Origin of the sequence: Nocardia miyunensis NBRC 108239 (genome assembly GCF_001613065.1) — a bacterium.
Taxonomy (GTDB): domain Bacteria; phylum Actinomycetota; class Actinomycetes; order Mycobacteriales; family Mycobacteriaceae; genus Nocardia; species Nocardia miyunensis.
Map to the genome: position 1 here is coordinate 32778 of NZ_BDBQ01000014.1, position 14544 is coordinate 47321.

Annotated in this window: 16 protein-coding genes; 11 read left to right on the forward strand and 5 right to left on the reverse strand. The window is 68.7% G+C overall.

The features are described 5' to 3' along the window. Positions 1 to 199: 199 nt before the first annotated feature. The 6 genes from NM2_RS08225 to NM2_RS08250 all read left to right on the forward strand — a co-directional run bounded on the left by NM2_RS08225 (position 200) and on the right by NM2_RS08250 (position 4756). Positions 200 to 907, forward strand: coding sequence for a hypothetical protein (locus NM2_RS08225; protein ID WP_067666257.1), 708 nt, complete (start codon positions 200 to 202; stop codon positions 905 to 907). Between the two features lie 255 nt (positions 908 to 1162). Further along, positions 1163 to 1552 carry a PaaI family thioesterase gene (locus tag NM2_RS08230; protein ID WP_067666397.1) on the forward strand — a complete coding sequence of 130 codons (390 nt, stop codon included), beginning with the start codon at positions 1163 to 1165 and terminating at the stop codon, positions 1550 to 1552. Positions 1553 to 1643: 91 nt separating this feature from the next. Then, complete coding sequence (locus NM2_RS08235) at positions 1644 to 1946, forward strand: urease subunit gamma (RefSeq protein ID WP_067666259.1); 303 nt, start codon at positions 1644 to 1646, stop codon at positions 1944 to 1946. A 49-nt stretch (positions 1947 to 1995) separates the two neighbouring features. Continuing rightward, on the forward strand, positions 1996 to 2307 hold the full coding sequence (locus NM2_RS08240; protein WP_067666399.1) for an urease subunit beta: 312 nt from the start codon (positions 1996 to 1998) through the stop codon (positions 2305 to 2307). Further along, positions 2307 to 4028 carry an urease subunit alpha gene (locus tag NM2_RS08245; RefSeq protein WP_067666261.1) on the forward strand — a complete coding sequence of 574 codons (1722 nt, stop codon included), beginning with the start codon at positions 2307 to 2309 and terminating at the stop codon, positions 4026 to 4028. Before NM2_RS08240 ends, NM2_RS08245 begins: the two co-directional genes overlap by 1 nt. A 65-nt stretch (positions 4029 to 4093) precedes the next feature. Continuing rightward, entirely contained in the window at positions 4094 to 4756 is a 663-nt protein-coding gene (locus NM2_RS08250) for an O-methyltransferase (protein ID WP_067666401.1), read from the forward strand. 124 nt (positions 4757 to 4880) lie between these two features. Here the strand turns inward: NM2_RS08250 and NM2_RS08255 are convergent, their stop codons facing one another. After that, positions 4881 to 5546: a TetR/AcrR family transcriptional regulator gene (locus NM2_RS08255; RefSeq protein WP_067666263.1), complete on the reverse strand. Its 666-nt coding sequence runs from the start codon at positions 5544 to 5546 to the stop codon at positions 4881 to 4883. 90 nt (positions 5547 to 5636) lie between these two features. Between NM2_RS08255 and NM2_RS08260 the strand changes: the two genes are divergently transcribed. The 5 genes from NM2_RS08260 to NM2_RS08280 all read left to right on the forward strand — a co-directional run bounded on the left by NM2_RS08260 (position 5637) and on the right by NM2_RS08280 (position 10634). Further along, positions 5637 to 7142, forward strand: a complete 1506-nt coding sequence (locus NM2_RS08260; RefSeq protein WP_067666265.1) for an MFS transporter — start codon at positions 5637 to 5639, stop codon at positions 7140 to 7142. Positions 7143 to 7373: 231 nt separating this feature from the next. Continuing rightward, positions 7374 to 8240 (forward strand): SDR family NAD(P)-dependent oxidoreductase, encoded by an 867-nt coding sequence (locus NM2_RS08265; RefSeq protein WP_245717906.1) that lies wholly within the window; start codon positions 7374 to 7376, stop codon positions 8238 to 8240. Between the two features lie 322 nt (positions 8241 to 8562). Beyond that, positions 8563 to 9195, forward strand: a complete 633-nt coding sequence (locus NM2_RS08270) for an urease accessory protein UreF (protein WP_067666266.1) — start codon at positions 8563 to 8565, stop codon at positions 9193 to 9195. Positions 9196 to 9241: 46 nt separating this feature from the next. After that, positions 9242 to 9955: an urease accessory protein UreG gene (gene ureG / locus NM2_RS08275; RefSeq protein ID WP_067666268.1), complete on the forward strand. Its 714-nt coding sequence runs from the start codon at positions 9242 to 9244 to the stop codon at positions 9953 to 9955. Continuing rightward, positions 9945 to 10634 carry an urease accessory protein UreD gene (locus NM2_RS08280; protein WP_067666405.1) on the forward strand — a complete coding sequence of 230 codons (690 nt, stop codon included), beginning with the start codon at positions 9945 to 9947 and terminating at the stop codon, positions 10632 to 10634. Before ureG ends, NM2_RS08280 begins: the two co-directional genes overlap by 11 nt. Before the next feature lie 199 nt (positions 10635 to 10833). Here the strand turns inward: NM2_RS08280 and NM2_RS08285 are convergent, their stop codons facing one another. The 4 genes from NM2_RS08285 to NM2_RS08300 form a co-directional block, all read right to left on the reverse strand. Further along, entirely contained in the window at positions 10834 to 11697 is an 864-nt protein-coding gene (locus tag NM2_RS08285; protein WP_067666270.1) for an SMP-30/gluconolactonase/LRE family protein, read from the reverse strand. After that, positions 11694 to 12689, reverse strand: coding sequence for a zinc-dependent alcohol dehydrogenase (locus tag NM2_RS08290; RefSeq protein WP_067666272.1), 996 nt, complete (start codon positions 12687 to 12689; stop codon positions 11694 to 11696). Before NM2_RS08290 ends, NM2_RS08285 begins: the two co-directional genes overlap by 4 nt. A gap of 130 nt (positions 12690 to 12819) precedes the next feature. Then, positions 12820 to 13770, reverse strand: a complete 951-nt coding sequence (locus tag NM2_RS08295; protein WP_067666273.1) for a U32 family peptidase — start codon at positions 13768 to 13770, stop codon at positions 12820 to 12822. Further along, positions 13770 to 14495, reverse strand: coding sequence for a FadR/GntR family transcriptional regulator (locus NM2_RS08300; protein ID WP_067666275.1), 726 nt, complete (start codon positions 14493 to 14495; stop codon positions 13770 to 13772). The genes NM2_RS08295 and NM2_RS08300 overlap by 1 nt, the downstream gene beginning before the upstream one ends. Positions 14496 to 14544: the final 49 nt, after the last annotated feature.

A 14544-nucleotide genomic window follows, 5' to 3' on the forward strand; every position in this document is an offset into this window, starting at 1 on the left:
CCCACAAGCTTACGGAGTCAACGACGCAAATGCGTACTACATATCGTCGTAACCAGTCGGTAGCTCTGTGGGATTTTTCATACGGACCGTCGTGGCGCGACGAATAACTCCTGGGTGATCCCATCCATTGCCTCGTCAAGTCTGGTAAGCCTAACCTATCTTTTGTTCTGGTCCGCACTGTTTCCCGAAGGAGGTTCGAATGTTCGAGCCGATCACCGCCTGTCCGCCACGCCACTGCGAGCCGGTATTCGGGCATGTCTGTCAGCGGTTGCGGGCCCTGCAGCCGGAACATCCGCGCGTGTACGCCGTCGCCGCGATGGCCGATCACGGCCGACGCCGCTGGTGGCGGCTGTCCGACGGCCTGGACGAGGGCCGCATCGCCCTGATGTACCGCCGTCACGCCGCCGAGATGAGCAATGCCGATATCGCCGCGGAGGTGGTCGCGACGGCGCTGATCCACGCGGTGGTCGGCCGCGTGGTCGCGCTGCTGGTGGCCGAGGGGCGCGCCTGGGATCCCGGCCTCGAGAATCTGTGGGTGCATTCGGACAACGACGGCGGTATCGACTGGGCGGGCCTGTCCGACACCACGATTCGCGTCGTCGAAGGTGATCGGCTGGCAGGGGAGCCGGGTGTGGTGGTGCTGCCGTGCGAGCGGGCGTTGCAGGTGTGGCTGGCGCATCGGTGTTCGACCGCGCTGACGCTCGTGCAGGTCGCCCTGTGGCGCTGCGCCGGGCTGGCCCCGGGGCGGTTCTGGTCGCTGGTGGCCGAGAGCGTCGTCGGCGCGGCGACGTATGTGCCGGATCTCGCGGGCACCTCCTCGACGGTGGGCGCCGAACGCGGGCAGGTTCTGCTGGCCGCGATGCAGGAGCGCGGCCTTCCGGTCCGAAAGACTTGCCTAGTTAGGTAAGGCTGCCCTACACTCAAACCCGGCGTCAAGATCGAGCGAGAGTCCCGAGGGCTGCGGTCGACTCCCCGATCTGTTGCCGCGGCGGGTCCGGCCATTGTGCCGGGCCCGCCGCTCTCGTCTCCGGCGTGGGAATATCGCCGGTCACACTTGGTCCTACCCGCGAATCCGGCATCAGCCGGGATATGCCACTGTTTTCGCATGACAGAGAACGATCGGTCCGGGATCCGCTCGCTGGCGGATCTGACTCCCGAGCAGATGACCCGCTTCAGCGAGGGCAGCTTCTCCGATCTGATCGGACTGAAATACACCGAGGTCTCGCCCGATCGGGTGGTCGGGGAATGGGTCGTGTCCCCGCAACTGCATCAGCCCGCGGGCATCGTCAACGGTGGCGTGTACTGCACCGTCATCGAGACGCTCGCCAGCGTGGGCGGCGGAGTCTGGTACGGCGATCGCGGATCGGTGGTCGGGGTGAACAACAACACAGATTTCCTGCGCGCGGTCCGCGACGGTGCGCTGCGCGGCATCGCGACGCCGGTTCATCGCGGCCGTCTGCAGCAGCTGTGGCAGGTGGCGATCACCGATGAGCAGGATCGGGTGATCGCGCGGGGACAGGTCCGGCTGCAGAATCTGCCCGCCGCCGACTGACCTGCGCGTCCGGGCCCGCGAATCCGGCGCGCGATTGCGGGGCCGCCGTGCCAGAATGTCCGACACCGACAGATCCGCCTAGGGAGTCCGCATGCGATTGTCGCCGCACGAGCAGGAACGGCTGATGCTCAGCTATGCGGCCGAACTGGCCCGGCGACGCAAGGACCGAGGACTGCGGCTCAATCACCCCGAGGCGATCGCGATCATCACCGACCACGTGCTCGAGGGGGCTCGCGACGGGCGCACCGTCGCGGAGCTGATGGCCTCGGGACGCACGGTGCTGAGCCGCGAGGACGTCATGGAGGGCATCCCCGAGATGATCCCCGACGTGCAGGTGGAGGCCACTTTCCCGGACGGCACCAAGCTCGTCACCGTCCACCATCCGATCGGCTGAACCGCCCATGACGCACGACGATTCCGCCCGCGCGAACACCGCGACGGGCCTGGTACCCGGCGAATTCCTGTATGCCGCGGAACCCGTCGAGATCAATGCCGGTGCGGACCGGATCGAACTCGAGGTGGTCAACACCGGCGACCGGCCGGTGCAGGTCGGCTCGCACGTGCACTTCCCGCAGGCCAACTCCGCGCTGCGGTTCGATCGGACGGCCGCGCACGGCCGTCGCCTGGATATTCCCGCGGGCACCGCGGTGCGCTTCGAACCCGGTCTGGGACAGCGAGTTTCGCTGGTCCCGCTGGGCGGTGCGCGCGAGGTGCACGGTATCGGTCTGCACGCACCCGGAAAGCTGGACGCCTGATGGTCGAATTGTCCCGTGCCCGTTACGCGGAGCTGTTCGGGCCCACCGTCGGCGACCGGATTCGCCTGGCGGACACCGATCTGCTGATCGAGATCACCGAGGATCGCTGCGGCGGACCGGGACTCGCCGGTGACGAGGCCGTCTTCGGCGGCGGCAAGGTGCTGCGCGAATCCATGGGCCAGGCCCGTGCCACCCGCGCCGAGGGCACCCCGGACACCGTCATCACCGGTGCGGTGATCATCGATCACTGGGGAATCATCAAGGCCGATATCGGTATTCGCGACGGACGCATCTGCGCCATCGGCAAGGCCGGCAATCCCGACACCATGGACGGCGTCCATCCGGATCTGGTGGTGGGCCCCGGCACGGAGATCATCGCGGGCAACGGGCGCATCCTCACCGCCGGCGCGATCGACTGCCATGTGCACTTCATCTGCCCGCAGCTGCTCGAGGAGGCGCTCGGCGGCGGCATCACCACCATGATCGGCGGCGGGACCGGTCCGGCCGAGGGCAGCAAGGCGACCACGGTCAGTCCCGGCGCGTGGCATCTGGGCCGGATGCTCGAGGCCACCGACGCGTGGCCGGTGAACATCCTGTTGCTCGGCAAGGGCAATACCGTCCGCCACGAGGCGATGTGGGAGCAATTGCGCGGCGGCGCAGGGGGATTCAAGCTGCACGAGGACTGGGGCACCACGCCCGCGGCGATCGATGCCTGTCTGACCGTCGCCGATGCGGCGGGCGTTCAGGTCGCCCTGCACTCGGACACGTTGAACGAGGCCGGATTCGTCGAGGACACCCTGGCCGCGATCGCGGGCCGGGCCATCCACTCGTATCACACCGAGGGTGCGGGCGGCGGGCACGCGCCCGACATCATTACCGTCGCAGCGCATCCCAATGTGATGCCCAGTTCGACCAACCCGACCCGGCCGCATACGGTCAACACCCTGGACGAGCATCTGGACATGCTCATGGTGTGCCATCACCTGAATCCGTCCGTGCCGGAGGATCTGGCCTTCGCCGAGAGCCGGATCCGGCCCTCCACCATCGCCGCGGAGGATCTGCTGCACGATCTGGGCGCGATCTCCATGATCGGCAGCGATTCCCAGGCCATGGGCCGGATCGGTGAGGTCGTCATGCGCACCTGGCAGACCGCGCACATGATGAAGCGGCGGCGCGGCGCGCTGCCCGGCGACGGCGCGGCGGATAACAACCGGGTGCGCCGGTACATCTCGAAATACACCATCTGCCCGGCGATCACGCACGGCCTGGATCACGAGATCGGCTCGGTCGAGGTGGGCAAACTGGCCGATCTGGTGCTGTGGGAACCGGCCTTCTTCGGGGTGCGCCCGCACGCGGTGCTCAAGGGCGGCGCTATCGCGTGGGCGGCCATGGGCGATGCGAACGCCTCCATTCCGACACCGCAACCGGTGCTGCCGCGCCCCATGTTCGGCGCGGCCCCCGCGGTGACCGCCGGCACCGCGCTGCATTTCGTCTCCGAACAGGCGATCGAGTCGGGCCTGGCCGATCGGTTGCGGGTGAACCGCAGACTGGTCCCGGTGGCGAACGTCCGGCGGCGCACCAAGGCCGATCTGCCGCACAACGACGCCATGTCCCGCATCGAGGTCGACCCGGACACCTTCACCGTGCGCGTCGACGGCGAGGTCTGGGCCGAACAGCCCGCCACCGAACTGCCCATGGCACAGCGGTATTTCCTGTTCTGATCGCTGGGTCCTCGGGCCGTGAGCATGATCCGGCGATGCGGCGTTCGGAGTGGCAGACTGCGATCATGACGAATGACCAATGGGACGACGTGGATCGGTATCTGGTGCAGACCCTGGTCGGGGATGGGGATTCCGGTGTACTGCAAGCGAATTCGGCAGCCGGGCTGCCGCCCATCGACGTATCGCCCGCACAGGGGAAGTTCCTGCATCTGATCGCGCGCTCGATCGGGGCGCGGCGGGTGCTGGAGATCGGCACGCTCGGCGGATACAGCACGATCTGGCTGGCTCGGGCGGTCGGCGAGGACGGACAGGTGATCAGCCTGGAATTCCAGCCGCGTCATGCCGAGGTCGCCCGCGAGAATCTGGACCGGGCCGGGGTCGGCAAGCGGGTGGAGGTCCGGGTCGGCGCGGCGCTGGACAGCCTGCCGGTGCTGGCGAAGGAGAATCCCGCGCCGTTCGATCTGGTCTTCATCGACGCGGACAAGGTCAACAACGCCAACTACGTGCAGTGGGCGTTGCGCCTGACGCGCCCGGGTTCGGTGATCATCATCGATAACGTCGTGCGTCACGGCGCCATCGCCGACCCGGATTCGTCCGACGAGGCGGTGCGGGCCAGCCGCGAGGTGATCGAACTGCTCGGCTCCGAACCGCGGTTGGAGGCATCGGTCCTGCAGACCGTCGGCAGTAAGGGCTGGGACGGATTCGCGTACGCGGTGGTGTCGGAGTAGGCGTCGGCTCAACCCGGTTCGTCTGACGCCGCCGAATGCCACGGGCGCCGCGGTCGCTCCCGCCGGATCGACGATCGCCGCCGGGTGCGGGAGGACCGTGGTTGCCGGGTGGCTGGAGAGAGGCTCACCGATCCGCGGCGAATCCGTCACACAGTGCGGACAGACCGGTGCGCAGGAGCTGCACCGGGTCCAGTAGATCGCCGCGGCCGGTCCCCTCGAGCGGAGCCAGACCAGACGGGGTCGGCCAGCGCGGTGCGCCCTCGAGTAGTGCGTCGAACGCCGAGGTGTCCTCGTGGTCGTTCTCGCGTTTGGCCAGCATGGCGGCGCTGACCTGCTGCAGGGCGATGCCGGAGATGTAACTCCACACCGCCAGCGACATCCGGGTGGCCTCGCGCGGATCGCCGGTCAGTTCCGCGAAACCCTCCACCAGCCAGGCCAGGCAGACCAGGCTGTGCGGACCGAAGTTGTAGCGCGGCACCGCGAAGGTGAACAGCACCCAGGGATGCTGCTGGTAGAGCCGCCAGTCGATATCGGCGGCGACGCGCACTCGATCGCGCCAGGTCCAGTCCGGTTCCGGTGCGGGATAGGGATTGCGCCGGGCCACCTCGTCGGTCATCTCGGCCAGCAGGGCGTCCTTGTTCGGGACGTGCCGGTACAGCGACATCGCGCCCACGCCCATCCGATCGGCGATGCGCCGCATCGATAACGCGTCCAGCCCCGCCTCGTCGGCCAGGGCGATCGCGGTGTCGACGATGGCAGCGCGGGTGAGTTTCGGATCGTGGCCGTTCACTGGCGTAACTCGCTTTCCTATACCCAGCCGGGTGCGTACGCTGTACCCAGGCTATCGCGTACGTCGTACGCGCGACTCGAAGGATAGGTGATGAACGAGACAGGCACCGGTGTGCCCGCGACGGCGCGGCGCGCCTGGCTGGGATTGGCCGTCCTGATCCTGCCGGTACTGCTGGTGTCGATGGATATGTCGGTGCTGTATCTGGCCATGCCGACGGTGACCGCCCACCTGGATCCCGATGCCACCCAGCAACTGTGGATCCTGGACATCTACGGATTCCTGCTCGCCGGACTGCTGATCACCATGGGAAATCTGGGCGATCGGATCGGGCGGCGGAACATCCTGCTCGCCGGGGCGTGCGTGTTCGGACTCGCCTCGGTGCTCGCGGCGTTCGCGCCGAGTGCGGGTGTGCTGATCGCGGCGCGGGCGCTGATGGGCGTCGGCGGGGCCACGCTGCTGCCGTCGAGTCTCGCGTTGATCTCGAGCCTGTTCCCGGATCCGCGTCGGCGGGCGGCCGCGATCGGCGTGTGGACGGCGTTCTTCGCGGGCGGGTCGGCGGTCGGACCGTTGACCGGCGGTGTGCTGCTGCACCAATTCTGGTGGGGCGCGGTCTTTTTGATCAACACCCCGGTGTTGCTGGTGCTGCTGGTGATGGGACCGTTCGTACTGCCCGAACATCGCGCGGCGAGCCGGGGGCCGCTGGATCTGCTGAGCGTGGCGATGTCGATCGGCGGCATTCTGCCGGTCGTCTACGCGGTCAAACAGGCTGCGGCAGAAGGGATCAACCTGATCACGGTGCTGATCGGGCTGGTGGGGGTGATCGTGCTGGTGGCCTTCGTGCGGCGGCAGCGGCATCTGGCCGAGCCGCTGCTGGATCTGAGCCTGTTCCGGCGCGGGCTGTTCTGCGTGGCGATCGGCTCTTCCACGGCCGGGATGATGTCGCTGGCCGCGATGAGCTATCTGACCAGCCTCTACCTGCAATCGGTCGCCGGGCGCGACGTGCTGTCCGCCGCGTTGCTGGGCGTTCCGGCCGCTGCGGTGGTGTTCGTCTGCGCGATGGGTGGTGCGCGGGTGGCCCGCCGACTCGGCACGCGCACGGCTTTCGCCTGCGCGCTGGGGCTGGCGGCGGTAGGCAACCTGATGCTGTTCGGGCTGGGCGTGGACGGCGGAATCGGCTGGTACATAGCGGGTTCCACGGTGGCGGGCCTGGGTTACGGCACGATGTTCACCCTGGTGTCCGAGGTGTCGGTCTCCTCGGTGCCGCCCGAACGGGCCGGTTCCGCGGTCGGAATCTCCGAGACCAGTTTCGAATTGGGCAACGCTCTCGGGCTTTCGCTGCTGGGATCGCTTGCGGCACTGGTGTTCCGGTCCGGCGGTGACTTCGCGCCGACGCTCGGGGAGACCGTCGTGCGGGCGGGTGATGATGCCGGGCTCGTACGGGCCGCGCGAGATTCGTTCGTCGACGGTATGCACGTGGCGACCACGGCCGGTGCGGCACTGCTCGCGCTGATGGCGGTGGTGGCGGTGTTCGCGGGGCGGGGACGTCCGGTGCGGGAGGAACGCGGCTCGGCCGTCGAGGCAACCGCCACGGGGTGATCGGACGGTTCGGGTCGGTGTGCGGACCGGTGTCACGGCATTCGTGCACTATCCGTCCCGTCGAGCGGTCGGAGCCGAGTCGCGCGAGCGCCGAGACGGCCGTATTCGGCTGTCGGTGCGCGCGATCGTGTGCCGGTGCGCGTGCGTACAGCTGCTGATCGGGTCGTGTGGCCCGGGCCCGCGGGGCGTCTTTTGCGCCCGAAGATCAGGACCGCGGCTTACAGTCGAGTCGTGAGCGACACCTCGTCCGCGAACGGCCGCCCGCTCGCCGAACGACTGGCGACGCGCGTGCTGTATCCGACCTCGCGTCCGCGCGACACTGCGCTGCGCAAGGCGGTGTCCGGCCGGGTCGTCCTGGTGACCGGCGCCTCGCACGGGATCGGTAGGGAGACCGCGCGCAAACTCGCCGCCGCGGGTGCGACGGTGCTGCTGGTGGCACGTTCGCTCGAGGAGATGGCGGAAGTGGCCGCGGAGATCGCCGCGAGCGGCGGCATCGCGCACGTCCACCGAGCCGACCTGAGCGATATGGATGCCACCGACCGGCTCGGTCGCGAACTGCTCGACGAATACGGGCACGTGGATGTCGTGATCAACAATGCGGGCCGGTCGATTCGCCGCGCGATCGATCAGTCCTACGACCGTTTCCACGATTTCACCCGGACCATCGACGTCAACTATCTGGGCCCGGTCCGGTTGCTGCTGACCCTGCTGCCGAGCATGCGCGAGCGTCGCGAGGGCCATATCGTCAACATCTCCACCTGGGGCCTGCGGATGCCTCCGGCCCCGCGCTGGGCGGCCTACGGCGCCTCGAAGGCGGCCTTCGACATGTGGTTGCGCACCGTCGCCACCGAGATCGCGGCCGACGGTGTCACCACTACCTCGGTGTACATGCCGCTGGTGCACACCAGGATGAGCGCGCCCACCGATTTCGGCGGTATGCCCGGCCTGACCGCCGAGGAGGCCGCGGACGTCGTGTGCCATGCCGTCGTCGCCAAACCCGTCGAGATCTCGCCCTGGTGGTCTGGCCCGCTGCAAGCCTGGACCGATCTGACCCGCGGCCCGGCTCAGCGCCTGATGGCCCGGACCTTCCGGCGCTGAAGCCTTGGCGCGGTTCCCGAGTGGGCGCGTTCCCGAGTACTGGGGTGCCCGCGCTGCGGGTCTGAGCCGAGTCGTGGGTAAGGCTGTTGCGTCCGTGTCGGCGCAGACGAGCGCTCGGGGCTGTCGATGTGCTGTGCGCGTCCCGATCCGAGTGCGGCGTGGGCATTGTCTCGGTTCGCGCAGGTGTGATCGGCCGTGGTGTGTGGGCGATGCGACCGACATCAGTCGGGTAGGAGAGACGTGGTCGGTGTCACTCGGCTGTCCGCACAGGTGGGTGGCCGAGCGCATAGGATCGGGGGATGTTCGACCCGGGTGTCTGCCGATGAGTCTGGCGATGTTGTTCACGCTCGCCGACTCGCGGCTGCCGGTGGGCGGGCACGTGCATTCGGGTGGGGTGGAGGAGGCGGTCGCCTCGGGGCTGGTGCGCGACGTCGTGACGTTGGAGTCGTATCTGCGGCGGCGGATCCGCACGTCCGGGTTGGTGGCCGCGTCGATGGCCGCGGCGGTGTGCGCGGGGGAATGGGAGCCGCGGCGCGCCGAGAGTGAGGCCGATGCACGCACGCCCGCGCCGGCTGCTCGGGCGGCGTCGCGGGCGCAGGGGCGGGGTTTGCTTCGTCTGGCGAAACAGGTTTGGCCGCACCAGGATTGGCAGGACCTGGGATCGCGGCCGCATCTGTCGACGGCCTTCGGTGTGGTCGGCGTCGCGGCGGGGGTGAGTGCGCGGGAGATCGCCGGGGTGGTCGTCTACACCACCATGACCGGCGCCGCGACGGCCGCGCAGCGACTGCTGGCGTTGGATCCGGCGGCGGTGGCCGCCGGTACGATCCGGCTCGCCGAGCTGTGTGATCGGACCGCGGCCGAGGCGGCGCTGGGTCCGGCGGCACTGTCCGATCCGCTGCAGGATGTGCTCGCCCAACGGCATCCGGAGCGCGCGATGCCGCTGTTCGCCTCCTGAGGACGTATTGATGACGACCGGTTTCGGTCGCGAAAGGAGATAACCCATGCCACCACATCTGATCGACGGTGAACCGCACGACCACGCGCACGACCGGCCCAAGCGTGCGCGTTCGGCCGGTGAGCCGGTGCGGATCGGCATCGGCGGTCCGGTCGGCTCCGGGAAGACCGCGCTCACCGCGGCGCTGTGCCGCCAGCTGCGTGACGAGCTGTCGCTGGCGGTGCTGACCAACGACATCTACACCACCGAGGACGCCGATTTCCTGCGTCGCAACGCCGTACTGCCGGACGAACGGATCACCGCCGTGCAGACCGGCGGCTGTCCGCACACCGCGATCCGCGACGACATCACCGCGAATCTCGACGCCATAGACGATCTGATCGAGGCCAATCCGCCGCTGGATCTGATCCTGGTCGAATCCGGTGGGGACAATCTGACCGCCACGTTCTCCTCCGGTCTGATCGATGCGCAGATCTTCGTCGTGGACGTCGCCGGTGGTGACAAGGTGCCGCGCAAGGGCGGGCCGGGCGTGACCTATTCGGATCTGCTGGTGATCAACAAGACCGACCTGGCTCCCCTGGTCGGCGCGGATCTGGCTGTGATGGACCGTGATTCGGCCGCGGTGCGCGACGGACGCCCCTTCGTGTTCACCTCCCTGACCGAGGATCCGGCCGCCACGCCCGTACTGAACTGGGTACGCGAACAGCTGCGCGCGATCGCGGAACAGGACGCTGCCGCGGGTGCCGGTATTGCGCACTGAGGTACGGATCGTTGCGAGTCCCGGTGTGCTGCCACGGATTCACGCCACAGGGGGTCTCGCGGCGCGGCACACCGGCCCGGATGTCGTCCATCTGATCGGCACTGCCGCAACGCCGTTGGGCGGTGACGAACTCGACATCGCGATCGTGGTCGAGCCCGGCGCACGGCTGCGGGTGCGCTCGGTGGCGGCGACCATTGCCCTGCCGGGCCTTGCGACTCCACTTTCCCACGCGCACTGGACGTTCGAGGTCGGCGCGGGCGGCGAACTGGATTTCGATCCGGAACCGACCGTCGTCGCGGGCGGAGCCGCCCACGAAACCGTCAGCACGGTCAGCCTCGCCGCCGACGCCCGCTTGCACCTGCGCGAACGCATCCAGATCGGCCGCACCGGCGAGGCCACCGGCCATTGGCGCGGCGACCTCATCGCCGACGTGGCCCGCACCCCGCTACTGCGCCACCGCCTCGAACTCGGCGAGAACTCACCCACAGACGACATGCTCTCCGCGCCCCGCGCGCTCACCAGCGTGCTCCGCTACCCTGACGAAAGACCTTCGTGCACAACGGGTTTGGGTGCCGCGCTACTCCCGCTCGCGGCGGGCGGTTCGCTGTACACGTGGACGGGCCCGAGACTGTCCGCCGAACCCGCCCCTGCCGGCGAGGTCGCGGCGATGCGTGCCTGACCCTGGGGCGTCGCCGTCTCGCCGCACGAGCGGTCGTCGGTGATGTGCTCGGCCAGCGAATCACCGACCGTGCCCGGCAGCGCCTCGACGAAGGCGGCTCTCGCGTATGGCGCGCGCGACCGTCGGGTTCGGTGCGACCGGTGAATAGTGCTTTGCGGCAGGATGATTCGATCATCAGCGAGTTGGCCGACGGGAACGGTCAGAACATTCCGCGGTAGGGAAGGGCCGGCTGGCCCGTGACTCCGGGGGATGCGCGAAACAACGCTCCGGCGGCGGGTTCGGTAATGGGGTCGATGCCCTGGCGGGAGGTGGTGATGTACAGGTCGGTGAGCGTCGGGCCGCCGAATGTGCATGCGGTGACCTGGGATACGGGCAGGTGCAGGACCCCGAGGCGGGTGCCGTCGGGGGAATAGTGGTGGACTGCGCCGCCGCCCCACAGGGCTACCCAGATATTGCCGTCGGCGTCGACGGTGAGACCATCGGGGGAGCCGTGTTCCTCGGGAATGTGGATCGCGGTCCTGCGTTGGGACAGACCGGATTCCGGCGTGTAGTCGAAGGCGTCGACGCACTGGGTGGGGGTGTCGGCGTAGTAGGCGGTGCGGCCGTCGGGGCTCCAGGCCAGGCCGTTGGAGATGGTGACGTCGGTGAGTTCGACGTTCACGGTCCCGTCGAGGTTCAGTCGGTACAGTGCGCCCGCGCCGGGGGTCTCGGCGTACGCCATCGAGCCACAGTGGAAGCGGCCCTGGGGATCACAGCCGCCGTCGTTCATCCGGATTCCGGGATCGGACCACAGTTCCGGCAGGGGAGTGATGCGGCCGAGGTCGTCGTCGGCCAGGGCGAATCCGCGTTCCAGGGCCAGGACGACGCCGCTCTCGGCACGCGGGCGCAGCGCAGCGGCGACCGTGCCCACCGGAAAGCGGCGGATTTCGCCTGTGCCGGAATCGAGTTCGAGGACGTCCCCGGCGAGCATGTCGACCCAGCGCAGACCCGGCCAGCGCGCACACCAGACCGGCCCCTCGCCGTGCTCGGCGACGGGTGCGGTGAGCTGTTCGACGGAAATCATGGTCGCAGCAGCACTTTCACCGCACTACCCTCGCGCAGCACCTGTAGTGCGGAATCGACCTGTTCGAGCGGGAACTCGTGCGATACCAGCGGTGCGGGATCAAGTGCGCCCGCGGCGAATGCGCGCACCGCGTGGGTCCAGGCCCGTCCGGGCGCGCCGAAGACGGTGTGCAGGGTGATCTGATCGAGCACCAGATCGGCCGGAGAGATCGGATCCGGTTCCGCGGCAGGGATTCCGGTGAGCACCACACGTCCGCCACGGCGTACCAGGGAGGTGGCCAGACGTGCGGTCCCGATTCCGCCCGCGGCCTCCAGCACGACGTCGTACCGCTGGGAAGGATCCGCCCCGGTGCTGAAATATGTTGCCCCGCAACGCCGAGCCAGTGATTCGCAATCGGCCCGCCGATCGATGACGGTCAGCTCGCCGGGGTGTACTGCGGCCACCAATTGGGTGATGAGCAATCCGAGAGTTCCCGCGCCGACCACCGCGACACGCTCACCGGTCCGCACGTCCGCAGGTAGACAAGCCGCGGCGGCAACGGCGGCCGGTTCGAGCGCCGCGGCCGCACGCAGATCGGCGTCGGCGGGCAGGGTGTGCAGCAGCCGCGCGGGCAGTGTCAGGTAGTCCGCCCAGGCCCCGGGGTGGGTGAATCCTGTCTCGGCGTATCCGTCGGCACACAGGTTGGTATCCCCGCGCCGGCAGGCGGCGCAGTGCAGGCAGGACCGAAAGCCCTCTCCCACAACGGGTTTACCGACCAACTCCGCATCGACGTCGTCGCCGACCTCGGCCACCGTGCCCGACCATTCGTGCCCGGGGACGACCGGATAGCGCACGTAGGGCGCGGGCCGCGTCCCGGCGACCACCTCGAGATCTGATCCGCAGATCCCGGTCCAGGCGACCCGCACCAGCGCCTCACCGGGGCCCGGCGGCTGCGGCGGCATCGGTACGACCCGCACCTGCCCCGGAGCGTCGACCTGGACCGCGCGTGACATCAGTGCACTCCCGTCGCTGGAAGGTGTGCTCGTGTCCGACAGTGTGCCACGATCGCGGCGGCGGACTGTCGCCGGTCCGGCCGGTGTGTCGAAACTCGGCCGAATACACCGAATATCTCTGTGCACGTGGTCATTTCGTGACCTCTGCGACGGGTGACGGCACCGCCAGTCCCTCCGCGCCGAGTTCCGAGGTCAGCGCATCGGGGGAAAATCTCCGCAGCAGATCCAGCCCGATGCGTGCGCGGCGGACACGCTCCCGGCCCAGCGCCACCGCGGTCGCTTCCAGATGCGTTCCGCTGGGGTAGATGTTCGGTGCGTTGCGCAGCCCGAATTTCAGGTACACCGGCGCGGCCACCCGGACGATCTCGGCGATCTCGTAGTGCCGGACGAAGCCGCCCTGATCATCGGGAGCCTCCACGTAGACGTCGAGCGGGATGTCGACCGCACGCCGGACCTCGGCGAGCTGGGCCAGGCTCAGATCGGTCGGGACGTTGTAGGTGTTCGCGCCCAGATCCTGCGCGATCCGGATCGCGGCCGGATTGGCCAGACCCATCTGCACACTGATCTTGAACTGCATATCCGCGGGCAGGTACCCCTGCTCACGCATTCGCGCGGCGGCGGAGAGCACCCCGATATCGGTGATCAGCACGCTGCGCAGACCGAACTCCGCTGCTCGCTCGATATCCAGCAGACAGTGCGTGAGCTGCTCGGCCCCGCGCGCTTGCGCTCCGAGCGCACCCGCTCCCGACGCCGATGCGGCTGCGCCCGTTCCCCATCCGGCCAGCGGGCGGGCGAACAGGCTCACCTCGACCGGTTCGGCCGCACCCTGCTCGACCATGGCCGACAGTTCGTCATCGGTCAGCAGCAACACCCCGCTGCCCTGTGAGATCCGGTGCACCCGGACGTCCCGGGCGCGCGCCTCGTCCAGCACGGCGGCCAGCACCGCGGGCCCCTCCACGCTCGGTATCTCGACCCGATACTGGGCGCCGTCGGGAAAACGCTTCTCGCTCGTGGCCGCGGGCGGTCCGTCCATCTCGGACATACCGTTGGCCCGCAGGAAATCTCGTACCTGTCCGGACATCAGGACTCCGTTCGGGCCGCCATCGCATCGGCCGTTGTTTCGATGAGCTTGCGGCACGCGCGCGCGGCCGCGTCCGGACGTCCCCGGCGGACCGCGTCGAGTACCGCGCGGTGCATGGGCAGGGTGCGTTCGACCCCGCCCGGCAGTTCACTGGTCGCCTCGAGACCGTGCTGCAGCCCGGATTCCAGCAGCCGGCCCAGCTGCTCGACGAGCTGATTTCCACTGGCCCGCAACAACGTCAGATGGAAGGCGAGATCGGCGGCGACGAATTCCTCGCTGTCCTGCGGCAATCGCGCGGCATGTTCGGCCATCGCGTCGTAGGCGGCGCTCATCGCCTCGACCTGTTCGGAATCCACGCGCTCGGCGGCCAGGCGCGCCGCGCCCGGCTCCACGATGAGGCGCAGTTCGAGCAGATCGCGCACGAATGCCGGATCGGTGTTGTGCCAGCCGATCACCTGCCGGTCCATCAGATTCCAGGACGAGCGGGGCAGGACCCGCGTCCCGATCCGCGGCCGCGGATCGACCAATCCCTTGGCGGCCAATGCCTTCACCGCCTCGCGCACCCCGCCGCGGCTGACGCCCAGCTGTGCGGCGAGATCGGATTCGTTGGGCAGCTGCGAATTCTCGGCGTAGACACCCGACACCACCCGCTCGCCCAGCCAGTCCACCACCCGGCCGTGCATCGTGCGATGCCTGCCCAGCGGGCCGGCGGAGAAACTGTTCATGACTAAATCATCGAATGATTGGATGGTAAAAGTCAAAGCGTTGTATCTT

What these genes read in the sequence shown, in the direction of transcription:
- NM2_RS08260 (WP_067666265.1), top strand. Translation starts at nt 5,637, where the DNA reads ATGAACGAGACAGGCACCGGTGTGCCCGCGACGGCGCGGCGCGCCTGG.
- NM2_RS08230 (WP_067666397.1), top strand. Translation starts at nt 1,163, where the DNA reads ATGACCCGCTTCAGCGAGGGCAGCTTCTCCGATCTGATCGGACTGAAA.
- NM2_RS08270 (WP_067666266.1), top strand. Translation starts at nt 8,563, where the DNA reads ATGAGTCTGGCGATGTTGTTCACGCTCGCCGACTCGCGGCTGCCGGTG.
- NM2_RS08235 (WP_067666259.1), top strand. Translation starts at nt 1,644, where the DNA reads ATGCGATTGTCGCCGCACGAGCAGGAACGGCTGATGCTCAGCTATGCG.
- NM2_RS08250 (WP_067666401.1), top strand. Translation starts at nt 4,094, where the DNA reads ATGACGAATGACCAATGGGACGACGTGGATCGGTATCTGGTGCAGACC.
- NM2_RS08300 (WP_067666275.1), bottom strand. Translation starts at nt 14,495, where the DNA reads ATGAACAGTTTCTCCGCCGGCCCGCTGGGCAGGCATCGCACGATGCAC.
- NM2_RS08290 (WP_067666272.1), bottom strand. Translation starts at nt 12,689, where the DNA reads ATGTCACGCGCGGTCCAGGTCGACGCTCCGGGGCAGGTGCGGGTCGTA.
- NM2_RS08225 (WP_067666257.1), top strand. Translation starts at nt 200, where the DNA reads ATGTTCGAGCCGATCACCGCCTGTCCGCCACGCCACTGCGAGCCGGTA.
- ureG (WP_067666268.1), top strand. Translation starts at nt 9,242, where the DNA reads ATGCCACCACATCTGATCGACGGTGAACCGCACGACCACGCGCACGAC.
- NM2_RS08285 (WP_067666270.1), bottom strand. Translation starts at nt 11,697, where the DNA reads ATGATTTCCGTCGAACAGCTCACCGCACCCGTCGCCGAGCACGGCGAG.
- NM2_RS08295 (WP_067666273.1), bottom strand. Translation starts at nt 13,770, where the DNA reads ATGTCCGGACAGGTACGAGATTTCCTGCGGGCCAACGGTATGTCCGAG.
- NM2_RS08245 (WP_067666261.1), top strand. Translation starts at nt 2,307, where the DNA reads ATGGTCGAATTGTCCCGTGCCCGTTACGCGGAGCTGTTCGGGCCCACC.